We start from the raw sequence: 13,374 nt of genomic DNA, 5'->3' as shown, positions 1-13,374 counted from the left end.
GCAGATCCACCCAATGTGGCGTACTCTCCACAGGGCGGGACGGATCACCTGCTCGCGGCCCGGTGCTGCATCTGCGCATGCTCCGGTTCCTGATTGTGGGCTGTCCCTTTACGCAACCGCTGCACGGCGAGCGGCCACCACAGGTCAACTGACCATATTTGGTCACAGGTCCTTGCGCGAGATGCCGAGCTTCCGCATGATGGCGTTCAGCGTCGTCCGGTGCAGCCCCAGGCGCGTGGCGGTCGTGGTGACGACCCCACCGCATTCCCGAAAAATCCGGATGATGTGCTCCCGCTCCACTTGCTCGAGTGTCACATTGCCGGCGAACGGCGCCTGATCCAGTTGCAGCTCCACCAGGGGAGCGCGGAGACTCGGTCCGCTCGTGAGAATTACCGACCTCTCGATGAAGTTCTCCAACTCCCTCACATTGCCGGGCCATTGGTAACTGATGAGCAGATTCATGGTCTCCGAGGGAATCTTGTCGATCGTCCGCCCCATCTTCTTGGCATACTTCACCGTGAAGTGCCGGGCCAGGGTCGGAATGTCCTCAGGATGATCGCGCAGGGGCGGAGTGGCGATGGGAAAGACCCTCAGGCGGTAGTAGAGGTCGCTGCGAAACAGCTTGTCGCCCATCATCTGCGTCAGGTTCCGGTTGGTCGCGGCCACCAGGCGGACGTCGATGGGGATTGTCTTGGTGCCGCCCAAACGCTCAAACGACTTCTCCTGCAACGCGCGCAGCAGTTTAGGCTGCAGATCCAATGGGATGTCACCCACTTCATCCAGGAACAACGTCCCGCGATGCGCCATCTCAAAACGGCCGATCTTCTGCGACAGCGCGCCCGTGAAGGCTCCGCGCTCATACCCGAATAACTCGCTCTCCAGCAGCCCCGTGGGAATCGCCGCGCAGTTCAGCGTGATAAAGGGCAGATTCCTGCGCGGACTGATCCGATGGATCGCCCGGGCAACCAACTCTTTGCCGGTGCCCGTTTCGCCCAGAATCAACACGTTCGCGTCTGTCGGTGCAACCACCTCAACCTGGCTCTGGACGCGCCTCAGTGCCGCGCTGGTGCCTACAATCTCTCCGAAATCTTCCTTCGGGGAGGTTTCCACCTCCTCCACACTCTCCCGCCGGTCACGCTCCCGCAGATCCTGCACAAAGGAGATCCATCGAAAGGGAGAAAGCTTGAGCACCGCTGTCGCCACCAGCACGGGAATGCGCCTCCCGTCTTTGCTCAGCAGTTCCTTCTCATAGGGAGTGCAGGCGCCAAACCTCAAACCTTCCTCATGGGCGAGCTCATCCAGCGGAGCAAACTCCGGCGGCGTCAATCCCGGCCAGTGCAGCAGGCCTGATTGCAGATCATCGCGGCTGTAGCCCACCAGCGCCAGGAATGTGTCATTGGCTTCGGGAATCTGGTCGAACTCACCAGAAACCACCCCCGCAATGGTCGATTGCAGCGGACTTAGCCGCGTCTTGGCCCGCCTGCGGCGCAGCTTCTCATCCTGCTCGTGCCGGCCACTGAAATCCCGCACGATGCTGGCAAACCCGTGCAGCGTTCCATCATCCTGCCGCAAGGCCATCGTGATCACGTTGGCCCAGAATCTGGTCCCATCGCTCTTCACGTGCCAACCTTCGCTGGCCAGATGCCCCTCCGTGACAGCCCTCGTCAGCTTCTGCTCCACCTCGCCGCGCATCGCCGGCTCCTGCGGGTATAGCGACGATACATGCTCGCCGATAACCGCACCAGCCGGGAATCCATAGATGCGCTCCGCCCCTGCGTACCAGGCGGCAATCATTCCGGTTGTGTCGAGCAGGAATAGAGCAAAATCTTTCACCCACGGAGGCGGGGCGTCCACTGCTGCATCCGCAACGTCCGCTTCCGCGTTGTCCTCGGCCTTCTCGTGCAGCACCAGCAAATGGCGCACTGGCAGGACATTCGCCTTCGCTGTATAGGCGACGTGCTTCGGTGCACCATTCGAACCCAATAATCCCAGCGATCCTTCCAATTCGCCCTGGCCGTCGAGAGCGGCGAAGATTTCAGAAACCTGCGGCTTCGAGTCCGGCAGCGCAAACTCGTCGATGCGGTGGCCCACGATCTTTGCGCGTGGAATGCCAAGGATCCGGCCGACACCGGAGCTCGCATCTCTCGAATAACCTTTGTCATCAGTGAGCAGAATTGGTGCGGATGGATGATAAACAATTGCCCTGAAGAGGAGTTCGAGCTCTTTTGGCCCGTTCTCCACGAGCCAGTCGGCCGTTTTTGATCCCAAAGCAGTGGAACGCGTGGTGGGTTCCCCTTTCCGCCGTCGATCACGGCAGCCAGCGGCCGCGTAGGAGAGGAAATCGGTGGAAGCCGAGAGGATCTCGAAAACAGTCGGATGCCAGATACGGCACCGCGTATGCATGTTAACACCTATTTATGATTCCTGAGCCGCAAATATGACCGCATTTCGTCACTCGGGCCAATGCGGGGATTGGCTATTGAATTGCACTGGTATCTTCTGTTCTAAACTGACCGTCCCGGCAGACCTTGCGGCGCGAGCTGAATATCCGAGAAGGTCTGAATCCGCTCCTTCATCCGGCCCTTCGGTTGGCGTCAGGCACGAGCTCGAAAGATACTTCACTGTAATGTCAAGAAAACAGAACCGTCAGGCCGCCTGGTGCTCCAACCAATCACGTCGACATGCTCATCCCAATACGCCCGCGACGGCTTCGCCACTCCCTCCGCCCTGGAACGCTGGCCCTGCCACACTGGCGCTCCACGGTGCTCCCCTCATTCCTCTGAGAATTTTTTCTATTTTTTCTATTAAATTGGTAGCCAGAATGGTATCTGATAAACTTCTCACCCTCGAGTCTATGATGAGAATCATACCGAGTGAGCCGGCATTAACCGGGTATTCCAGGTTCGTTGTTCAGTCAGGTTGGTCGCACACATAATGCAGGGCCGCCCCGAAGTAAACCCAAATTGGTGGAAGCGCCAGAAATACTTCGCCGTCAAAAAAATAAGGTAGCGTGGCGCGCCATGAAACCGTACAGTACCGTTAAGCATCGAGACGCAGGCACTTCTTGAAAGGGTGATATGGAAGCCATGGAGAACCCTGGTGATTTCCCGCCCGGCCCGCCCGGGGAGACCCATCTGCTCGCTCAGCCGGCAGCCGGCGGCACCCCGGGAGGTGCAATCCCTGTAGTCGGCATCGGCGCTTCGGCTGGTGGGCTCGACGTCTTTAAGCGCCTTCTCACCGAACTGCCCGTCGATACAGGGCTGGCTGTCGTCTTCGTTCAACACCTCGAGCCAAGTCACCAAAGCATGCTCGCGCAGATCCTGTCGCGCTGCACGGCGATACCGGTGAGCGATGCCGAAGACGGAGTGCCTGTCGAAGCAGACCATGTTTACGTCATTCCCGCGAACGTGGACCTCACCATCGCAAATGGGACGCTCAGGCTGTCCGCGCGCACCCAGGCGCCGGGCTCGCATATGCCCATCGATGGCTTTCTCCGGTCCCTCGCCCTGGATTGCGGCAATGGCGCAATCGCTGTCATCCTGTCGGGCACCGGTGCGGATGGGGCAGCCGGCGTGGAGGCTGTGAAAGCAGCTGGTGGCCTCACCTTTGCCCAGGATGAAGCTAGTGCCCGGTTCGCCATGATGCCGCAGGCCGCCATTGCCACGGGTTGTGTCGATTTCGTGCTTCCGCCGGAGCAGATCGCCGCGGAACTGGCCCGCGTCAGCCGTCACAAATACATTACCGGGAGCTCGCGCGCACGGCTGGAATCGCCGCAAGGCGGCGACGAAGCCGGGTTCGATAGAATCCTCGCCGCGCTGAAGGCCGCCTCTGGAATCGATTTTTCTCTGTACCGCGAGAAGATGGTCAGGCGCCGCATTCTGCGCCGTCTTGCACTTCGCAACATCAGCAACCTGGATGAATACCGGGAGCGGCTGAAGCAGGACCCTGCCGAACTCATCGCTCTCCAGCGGGATTTACTCATCGGCGTGACTTCGTTCTTTCGCGATTTGGATTCCTTTGAGAGCCTCAAGACGATTGTCTTTCCCCTGCTCTGTCAGGACCGGCGAGCCGACGACCCCGTCCGCATCTGGGTGGCTGGTTGCGCTTCCGGAGAAGAAGCGTACTCCATCGCGATCCTCCTCCATGAGTATTTCCTGGAAACCGGGACGGCCTTTCCAGTGCAGATCTTCGCTTCCGACATCAGTACTGAGGCCATTGCCAAGGCTCGAGCCGGCAAATATCCGGACAGTGTCGCTGCCGATATGACTCAGGAACGGCTGGACCGGAACTTCACCTCCGTCGAAGGCGGCTTCCGCGTCAATAAGGAACTCCGCGAGATGTGCGTCTTCACACGGCACAATCTGCTCGACGATCCGCCGTTCTCGAAACTCGACCTCATCAGCTGCCGGAACGTTCTCATCTACCTGGGCGGGGTTCAGCGGGATCTTCTGCCAGTGTTTCACTATGCCCTGAAGCCATCCGGCTTCCTGCTGTTGGGCTCATCGGAGGCAGCCGCGACCGGAGACCTCTTTACGGTGGCGGACGGTGACCATCGCATCTTTGCCAGGCGCGCCACCACCCTGAGATCGCACCCCTTCCCGGTGGGCATTCCCGGAGTCCGCAGGATGACGCCGGGTGGTCGCCCGCCAGGCGCGTCTGCAACCGGTTCGTGGACTGCCACGGAATTGCGGCAGGAGGTCGATCGGGTTCTCTTGTCGCGCTACAGTCCCGCCGGCGTCGTCGTCGATCAGGACCTGGAGGTGCTGGAGATCCGGGGCCGGACCAGTCCCTTCCTCTCCCTGCCGGCCGGCAAGGTCAGTTTCAACCTGATCAAGTTGATCCCTGACACCAGCCTGTTCCTTGAGGTGGAAAAGCTGATCCAGGAAGCCTTGGCAACGGGAGAACCAGCCCGGCGGGAGCACTTGCGCTTTGAGCACCACGGAGTTGCGACCGATCTGACTGTCGAAGTCCTACCCCTGGAATCAGAGCGCCGTCGATCGACCCTGGTCCTCTTTGAGCCCGCGGCGGAATCCTTGCCGCACGGTGGTCAACTGGAGGAAAGCAGCCCGGACAGCCAGGCCCGCGACCGCCAGATTTTGCGCCTGCAGCAACAGTTGGCCGAGGCCAAGGAGCGCTTTCTCTCGGCCATCGAAACCTACCAGTCAACCCGCGAAGAGATTCAGACCACCACCGAAGAGGCACTCTCCGCCAACGAAGAACTGCAGAGCCTCAACGAAGAACTCGAGACCGCAAAAGAAGAGTTGCAGTCCACCAATGAAGAGCTCATCACGGTCAATGATGAGTTGCAGGCCAAGAACCTGGCCCTCGCACAGGCGCGCGACTTCGCCATGTCGATCGTCGAGACGGTCCGGCAGCCCCTGCTTGTCCTGGATACGGACCTCCACATCAAAATGGCGAACCAGGCCTTCTATCGCACCTTCCAGTTGTCTCCCCAGGAGGCGGAGGGGCATTCTCTGTACTCGCTCGCCGGCGGCAGTTGGGACCTGCCCGTGGTCCGTAACTCGCTCGGTTCCCTGCTGCGCAGCAGCACCCCGTTCATTGACCTGGAACTGGAACAGGAGTTCCCCAGGGCCGGGCGCCGGAGCCTTGTCCTCGGGGGGTGCTGCATCAGCCACATCGGGTTGATCCTGCTGGCAGTGGATGATGTCACGGAACGCAAACTGGTCCAGCTCGCCCTCAGCAATGCCGAGGAGCACCTCCGCCAATCCCAGAAGATGGAGGCGGTCGGCCGCCTGGCCGGCGGCATCGCTCACGATTTCAACAATCTGCTGACGACCATCATCGGTTATAGCGAACTTCTGAAAGGATCATTGGCGGGCCAGGAAGGTCTGGTCCAGCAGGTCAGTGAGATCAGGTCTGCCGGCGACCGCGCAGCCGCTCTCACCCAGCAGTTGCTCTCGTTCAGCCGTCGTCAGGTTCTGCAGCCCAAAATATTGGACTTGAATCTCATCGTGAGGGATTTTGACAGAATGCTCCGCCGCCTTGTCGGCGAGGATATTCAGGTCAGGATGCTCTGCGACACCAATCTTCGCCATGTTCGCGCGGACCCCGGCGAGATCGGCCGGGCTGTCATGAATCTTGCCCTGAATGCCCGCGACGCCATGCCGGACGGCGGCACGCTCACCATCGAGACGGCCAACATCCTCCTCTCCGAGGCAGAGGCAACCAGGCACTTCCTCCCAGCGGGGCCCTACGTCGCGCTGACTGTGCACGATACGGGCGTCGGATTCGATTCGGATGTTCGCGCGCACATCTTCGAGCCGTTCTTTACTACCAAGGCCACCGGCAAGGGCACCGGTCTCGGACTCGCTACCGTCCAGGGCATCGTCGAACAGAGTGGAGGCGCCATTCACTGCGAGTCGGAACTCGGGGTAAAGACCACGTTCACAATCCTGCTACCTGCAGTCGCCTCGCAGGTCGAATCGGGTTCAACACCGGTTCTCAGTCTCTCCAGTGCGCCCCAGGGCTCCGAGACGATCCTGCTGGTGGAGGACGAGGAAATGGTCCGCGTCCTCGCCAGGAAAGTGCTGGAGTCGCTTGGTTATGTGATTTTCGAGGCCGGCAATGGAGTACAGGGATTGGAGTTCTGCAGGGCACACGAAGGCCACATTGATCTTCTGGTGACCGATGTTGTCATGCCGGAACTCGGTGGCCGGGAACTCGCGGAAGGCGCAATCCTGCTGTGGCCACACCTCAAGGTCCTGTTCCTGTCCGGCCACACACAGGACGTCATCCTGAAGGCAGGGGTTCAGAAGGGCGCCGCCTTCCTCCAGAAACCGTTCAGCCCCATCTCCCTGGCGCAGAAAGTACGTCTCGTGCTGGACTCCGGCACAAGAGCCGTCGGCCGGTAGTCGCTGCCTTCCGCACTTCGACCCGTGCTCGCTCCTCACTCGCCGCCCGGGAGTGGGCGGGCGATTGCTCCAGGGGATCCCAGGAGTACTTGCATATGCCACTCTTGAGTCTCGTCATCGCGCTGATTGTGGTCGGCCTGGGCCTCTATCTCATCAACCGCTACATCCCCATGGCTTCCAGCATTAAAACAATCTTGAATGTCTTCGTAGTCGTCTGCGTTTGCGTCTGGTTGTTGCGGTCGGCGGGTCTGTGGACCAACGTGAGCACCTACCGCCTCTCGCGATAAGCAGCAGTCCCCCTTGGGTATATTTCCAGCCGCCTGGAGGATCTGCGTCCCCGGTAGCCCCCTCAATCCGCCTGACTGCATGTGGTCACCTGACGGCGCTGGGTCACCTGGACGTTCATTCTTCTGGTCCGCGAGCCTCTCGGGACGTAGGCATGGATGGCTTTACCGCGATTTAGGGCGGACGGCCCATTGGTTGCTTTTAGGGCAGTGCGGAGCCAATCCGCCTGGCTCTGCACAGAACCAATCTCAATGGCGAATTGCAGATCAGGAAGTTCGAAGCAAAGGAAGTATATGTATCGATTGAGTGCATTCACAACGGTTTCCTGCATCGCGCTGCTCAGCGCGGTCATGACGCCGGTCGCAAGCGCGGACGCATGGAATAAAAAGACCGTGATGACTTTCAGTGGTCCAGTCGAGATCCCAGGTGTCCATCTTGCTGGCTGGGGAGTCCTGCCTGCCGGGACTTATGTATTCAAGATCGTCGATTCGCAGAGCGACCGTCACATCGTCCAGATCTTCAATAAGGACGAGACGACCATCTACGCCACGATCCTGGCCATCCCGAACTACCGCCTCAAGTCAACCGACAAGACCGTTGTCACCTTCAGGGAACGGCCCGCCGGCGAACCGGAAGCACTGCGCGCCTGGTTCTACCCGGGAATGAACTGGGGCGAGGAATTCGTCTATCCCAAGTCCAAGGCCATCGCCTTGGCCAAGGCCACGAATACGCCCGTCCTCTTCACTCCGGCGGAACTCCCCGTCGAAGTGGCTGAGCCCACCAAACTGGCGGAGGCGCCGCTGGTTGTGGAACTCAAGCGCGCGCCTGTGATGGCCATTCAACCCACCGGCGAGGAAGTGACATTGGCCCAGGTGGTTACGCCTCCTCCCGCCACCGAGACGCTGGTTGCCTCCTCGCAGGCTCCGGCCTCCGCCGCGTCTGAGCCGGCACTTCCGGCCACCGCTGGCGAGTTGCCGTTGAGTGTATTGCTGGGTATGGTCGCGTTGGGCGGGGCGGTCGCAGCCAGGGCAGCGGCCAAACGGCTTCAGTAGGAATGCCCCGATCCGTCGCGCGGCGTGCCTCCACGAGCACGCTGCGCGAGGAGCCGCGGAACGAAATAAGGAGACTCCAGCATGCGACACCGAGTAGTTCCGCAGCTCTCGCCAATGACGAAGCACCGCCGGAACAGAGACGGCTGCTACGAGACCAAGGCCCGCGGCTTGGCGGTCCTCACCTCCCCTATGCTCAACAAGGGGACCGCCTTCTCGGCCGAAGAACGCAGGGCGCTGGGCCTGATCGGCCTGCTGCCTCCGGAAATCAGCACGCTGGAAGCACAGGTAAAGCGAGCCTATATCCAGTACGACGGCCTGGCGGATGCCCTCAGCAAGAATACCTTCCTCACGGCCCTCCACGATCGCAACGAGGTGCTGTTCTATAAGCTGTTCTCTGAGCACCTGCGGGAGATGATCCCCATCGTCAACGACCTCACCGTCGGCATCGCCATGGAGCAGTATCACCATGAGTGCCGTCCGCCGCGCGGCGTCTACCTCTCCATCGACCACATCGACGGAATCGAAGAGGCATTCGCCAATCTGGGCGCCTTGCCCGCCGATATCGACCTGATTCTCGCAACCGATGCTGAGCAGATCCTGGGCATCGGCGATTGGGGTGTTGGCGGGATCGAGGTGTCCATCGGCAAACTGGCCATTTACACGGCTGCCGGCGGCATCGACCCCACCAGGGTGATCCCGGTAATGCTCGATGTCGGCACCAATCGCGAGAACCTCCGCGACGATCCCACCTACATCGGCAACCGGCACGCCCGCATTCGCGGTCCCCGCTACGATGAGTTCATTGAAGCCTATGTGAACGCGGTGAAGAAGCGCTATCCCAATGCATTGCTGCAGTGGGAGGACTTCGCGCCCGCCAATGGGCGCCGCATCCTGGAGCGCTATCGTGAACACATTTGTACGTTCAACGACGATATGCAGGGCACCGGAGCCATCACGCTGGCCGCCGCCATCTCCGCCGTCCGCGCCTGCGGCGCACCCCTCCGCACCCAGCGGGTTGTCATCTTTGGAGCAGGTACAGCCGGAATCGGCGTGGCCGATCAGATCCGCAATGCCATGATGCGCGAGGGCCTCTCCAAGGAAGAAGCGGCCAACCGGTTCTGGTGCGTCGACCGCCAGGGGCTGCTCACCACCGGCATGAGCGATCAGTTGGGCGGTCACCAGATGGTCTATGCGCGTCCGGCAGCCGAGGGAAAGAACTGGAAGAGAGACGATGGTGTGGGGATCGGCCTGGCCGAGGTGATCCGCCGCGTGCAGCCAACCATGTTGATCGGCGCCTCCGCCTCCATGGGCGCATTCACAGAAGCGATCGTTAAGGAGATGGCCACTCATTGTGAACGGCCCATCATCTTCGTGCTCTCAACCCCCAGGAATCGAGCCGAAGCGAAACCGGCCGACCTGATCGCATGGACGGGTGGCCGGGCGCTCATCGCCACCGGCGGCTCGTTCTCGCCAGTCACTTATAAAGGCGTGACGTACGTCGTGGCCCAGGTGAACAACGCCATGCTCTACCCAGGCTTGGCCCTTGGCGCGATCGTCTCGCAATCCAGCAGGATCAGCGATGGTATGTTCATGGCCGCGGCGAGCGCTGTTTCCAGCCTCGTGACCGTGCGCCAGCAGGGCTCGCCCCTGCTCCCCCACATCGACGACCTGCGCAGCGTCTCAGCCACGGTTGCCGTGGCGGTGGCCGAAGCGGCGGTGGTCGAGCACCTGGCCGGCGTGAAGTTCGACGACATCGTCCAGCAGGTGCAGGACGCCATGTGGCAACCGGAGTATCGCCGGATCCAGGCTAGTTGAGCGCGATTCAATGAAGTACGCCATCGCTGCCCCGGGACGCTCGCATAGCCGGACGTTTGCCGCCCTATTCGTCCTGCTCGTGTGCTGCGCCACGCTGGAACGCGCCCAGGCCCCGGATCCCTATCGCATCTCGGTGGATGTGGATCTCGTGGTGCTGCAGGCAACAGTGCGCGATCACGAGGGCCGGTTCGCGCCCGATCTCCGCCAGCAGGACTTCCTGGTCTACGAGGATGGAGTCCCCCAAGCCATCAGGCTCTTTCGCCGCGAGGACATCCCCGTGACAGTCGGACTGGTGGTCGACCACAGCGGTAGCATGCGCGAGAAACTCAGTCAGGTCATCGCCGCGGCCAGGACCTTCGTCCGCTCCAGCAATCAGGAAGATGGGCTGTTCGTCGTCAACTTCAACGAGTACGTCACGCTCGGCCTGCCCCCGGCTGTGCGGTTCACCAACCGGCCCGATGAACTCGAGGCGGCGATTCTGCGAGCGCCCGTCAGCGGGCAGACCGCCTTGTACGACGCGCTCAGCGTCGGGCTCGAACACTTGCAGGGTAGCGAGCGGGCCAAGAAGATCCTGATCGTGATCAGCGATGGCGGAGACAACGCAAGCCGGCTCACCCTGCCGGTGATCCTGAAGACCGCCGGACGCGCGAATGCGCTCGTCTACACCATCGGTATCTTCGACGAAGGCAATCCCGATCGAAACCCCGGCGTCCTGCGCCAACTCGCCCGATCCACTGGCGGTGATGCCTTTTTCCCCGAACACCTCGAAGAAGTAGTGACGGTCTGCGAACAGATCGCACACGAGATCCGCAATCAGTATGCCCTCGGCTACGTCTCCACCAACACCGCCCGCAATGGGGCATACCGCAACATTCGGGTGGTGGCCAAGTCCAGGGCCTACGGCAAGCTCTCTGTTCGTACCCGATCCGGGTATTTCGCTCGCGGCGAACAGCCGGTTGCTGTAACGGAGACGGTCAGATGAGGATCGTCGCCCCACGCCGCGTCCTCAGGTTTGCCCTGCAATGGAGCCAGTATCTGCTGTTTGCGGGAGGCGCCGCGATGCTCGGCTACTCCAGTTTCGCGCTCGCCGATGCACTCTACTTCCAGCGTCAGGGCCGCCTCCAGTTGCAGCAGGCCGTGACCGATCGGGAGGCTGGCCTGCCCGGCACGCATCAAACCGCGGTACTCCACCGCACGCACACGTTGCCGCCGCCCGCAGTGCCTGGAATCATCGGCCGGATAGAAATCTCGAGGCTCGGTCTCGAGGTGATTGTGGCGGAAGGCGTCGACAGCCGGACTCTGCGCCGGGCGGCGGGCCACATCCCGGGCACCGCGCTCCCCGGGCAGTTGGGCAACATTGGAATCTCCGGTCACCGGGATACGTTCTTCCGGCCGCTGCGCGATGTCCGGCGCAACGATGAGATCAAGCTCATCACGCCGGCCGGCGAGTTCCGTTACCGTGTCGCCTCCACACGCGTGGTCGAGCCACAGGATGTAGGCGTCCTGGACCCCGGTGAAGGCGAGAGTCTCACCCTGGTCACCTGTTACCCGTTCTACTACGTCGGTCCCGCGCCCGGCAGGTTCATTGTGCGGGCCGAAAGAGTGCTGTAGGGCACCCATCACCCGCGGCGGACGGCTCGTTTTGAGCTATTCACAACAACCCCGTCAACTATTGGACACTGGGATGGATGCCTGAATCGGCTTACCCCATGGCGAAAGCCGCTGCCCTGCGGATCCACGAGCGGTTTCAGCGCTTGTTCGCAGCCTCAGAATTGCCCGCGGCACAGCGGGCTGCCTACTTGGACCTCGCCACCCTTGAGGCCGCCATTGATGTCGCCTTTTGGGCGAGCCTGCGCCGGGAAGAAGGTTACGCGCCGCATGTGTCCCTGGCCTTCCTGCGGCCCGACTCCACGACAAGCCCCCTTCTGTTGGCGCCCCCCCTCATCCTCACACCCCAATCGCTCACCCGGGTGGCGCCCGCGGTCGACCGTCCCGGTCTCCATGTTGGAGTCTGGCAGGAAGACGGCGTCCTGACGGCCTGGGGGGCCACCCACCATCTGCCGCCTCTCACCACGGTTCTCGATGTCGTGGCGCCCGGCCTGATGGTGATCAAATATACGCGCGGCGAAGAGACCGGCAAATTCGTGAACATCGCCGTAATCGAGGGCGATCAGCTCAAGATGATCGATCCTAATTCGACCAGCCTGCCGGAATGCCCTTCGCGCCTCACGCCCCTGCTGGGCATCGAGATGCAATTCCGGTCCCAGGACGCGCCAGGCATACTTCTCCAATTCGCCGTGTCCATGCGGGCTCATCAACGCGGGGGTGCGCTGCTATTGGTCCCGGCCGTATCGGAATCCTGGCAGGAATCCATCCTGTCGCCTCCGGGCTATGTGGTTTCACCAGCCTATTCGGCAGTGCTCTCTGGTGAGCCCAGCATCCCGGGGTCCGCGCCGATTGAGGAACTGCGGCGGAAGATCGAGAGCGTTGCCGGCCTCACAGCCGTGGACGGCGCTACGATTCTCAACGACCGCTTCGAGTTGCTGGCCTTTGGCGCCAAGATCATGCGTCGCCGCGGCGCCTCCCCAGTGGCGCAGGTCACCCTGAGCGAGCCCATCGAGGGCTCACCCGCTTCGGTGATCGAACCCTCCCAGCTCGGCGGCACTCGACACCTTTCGGCCGCGCAATTCATCCAGGACCAACAGGATGCCGTGGCCATGGTCGCCTCGCAGGACGGCCGGTTCACGGTCTTCTGGTGGTCTGAATGCGACGGCATGGTGCACGCCCGGCGCGTGGAATCGGTCCTGCTCTAGCCTCGCTCCGCCAGCCCGGAAACCCGTGTGGGACACTGAAGTTGTAGCATCCGGGCAGCACATGCGGAACCTCTCGAAGAAGACCCAATACAGCTTGCGCGCTTTGTACGCCCTGGGCCGCCACTACGGCAACGGACCGGTTTTGATCGCAAAGATCGCGCAGGAGGAGGTGATCCCCCTGGAGTTCCTGGAGAAGCTGCTGCTCGACCTGAAAAACGCGGGCTTTCTGGAGAGCAGGAAAGGGCGTCGCGGCGGCTATCTGCTGGCCCGATCCCCCGAGGAGATCACCGTCGGAGCAGTCATCCGCAGCATCGAAGGACCGCTCGCGCCCTTACCCTGCGCCAGTGAGACCGCCTTCCGCAAGTGCGACGAATGCGTCGACATCGCCACCTGCGGCACACGCATGGTGATGCGCCAGGTGCGCGACGCCATCGCCGGCATCCTGGACAATACCACCATCGCCGACGTGATCCGGCGGGTGGAAGGCGCCCGCGAACAGGCCGGCGAAGCCGAAGCACTGATGTACTACATCTAGCC

Annotated in this window: 9 protein-coding genes; 8 read left to right on the top strand and 1 reads right to left on the bottom strand. The window is 61.8% G+C overall.

Annotation, left to right across the window (positions count from 1 at the left end; translation table 11 throughout):
• Nucleotides 1–162 precede the first annotated feature (162 nt).
• Nucleotides 163–2,403 carry a sigma 54-interacting transcriptional regulator gene (locus ACR9Y2_RS08890; RefSeq protein WP_435040760.1) on the bottom strand — a complete coding sequence of 747 codons (2,241 nt, stop codon included), beginning with the start codon at nucleotides 2,401–2,403 and terminating at the stop codon, nucleotides 163–165.
• Nucleotides 2,404–3,086: 683 nt separating this feature from the next.
• Between ACR9Y2_RS08890 and ACR9Y2_RS08885 the strand changes: the two genes are divergently transcribed.
• From ACR9Y2_RS08885 to ACR9Y2_RS08850, 8 genes are all read left to right on the top strand, one after another.
• The gene (locus tag ACR9Y2_RS08885) at nucleotides 3,087–6,872 is read left to right on the top strand and encodes a chemotaxis protein CheB (RefSeq protein ID WP_435040759.1); all 3,786 of its coding nucleotides are present in this window, start codon (nucleotides 3,087–3,089) and stop codon (nucleotides 6,870–6,872) included.
• Nucleotides 6,873–6,967: 95 nt separating this feature from the next.
• On the top strand, nucleotides 6,968–7,159 hold the full coding sequence (locus ACR9Y2_RS08880) for a Thivi_2564 family membrane protein (RefSeq protein ID WP_435040757.1): 192 nt from the start codon (nucleotides 6,968–6,970) through the stop codon (nucleotides 7,157–7,159).
• Between the two features lie 291 nt (nucleotides 7,160–7,450).
• Nucleotides 7,451–8,209 (top strand): hypothetical protein, encoded by a 759-nt coding sequence (locus ACR9Y2_RS08875; RefSeq protein ID WP_435040756.1) that lies wholly within the window; start codon nucleotides 7,451–7,453, stop codon nucleotides 8,207–8,209.
• A 114-nt stretch (nucleotides 8,210–8,323) separates the two neighbouring features.
• Nucleotides 8,324–10,024, top strand: a complete 1,701-nt coding sequence (locus tag ACR9Y2_RS08870; protein ID WP_435044840.1) for an NAD-dependent malic enzyme — start codon at nucleotides 8,324–8,326, stop codon at nucleotides 10,022–10,024.
• A gap of 10 nt (nucleotides 10,025–10,034) precedes the next feature.
• The gene (locus ACR9Y2_RS08865) at nucleotides 10,035–11,006 is read left to right on the top strand and encodes a VWA domain-containing protein (protein ID WP_435040754.1); all 972 of its coding nucleotides are present in this window, start codon (nucleotides 10,035–10,037) and stop codon (nucleotides 11,004–11,006) included.
• Entirely contained in the window at nucleotides 11,003–11,635 is a 633-nt protein-coding gene (locus ACR9Y2_RS08860) for a class D sortase (RefSeq protein ID WP_435040753.1), read from the top strand. Before ACR9Y2_RS08865 ends, ACR9Y2_RS08860 begins: the two co-directional genes overlap by 4 nt.
• A gap of 77 nt (nucleotides 11,636–11,712) precedes the next feature.
• Complete coding sequence (locus ACR9Y2_RS08855; protein WP_435040752.1) at nucleotides 11,713–12,837, top strand: putative sensor domain DACNV-containing protein; 1,125 nt, start codon at nucleotides 11,713–11,715, stop codon at nucleotides 12,835–12,837.
• Nucleotides 12,838–12,898: 61 nt separating this feature from the next.
• A complete protein-coding gene (locus ACR9Y2_RS08850) occupies nucleotides 12,899–13,372 on the top strand; it encodes an RrF2 family transcriptional regulator (RefSeq protein WP_435040751.1) in 474 nt (157 codons plus the stop codon).
• Nucleotides 13,373–13,374: the final 2 nt, after the last annotated feature.

Origin of the sequence: Paludibaculum fermentans (genome assembly GCF_051172195.1) — a bacterium.
Lineage (GTDB): Bacteria > Acidobacteriota > Terriglobia > Bryobacterales > Bryobacteraceae > Paludibaculum > Paludibaculum fermentans_A.
The sequence above is the reverse complement of the archived record's forward strand: the minus strand, read 5'-3'. Positions and strand labels throughout refer to the sequence as shown.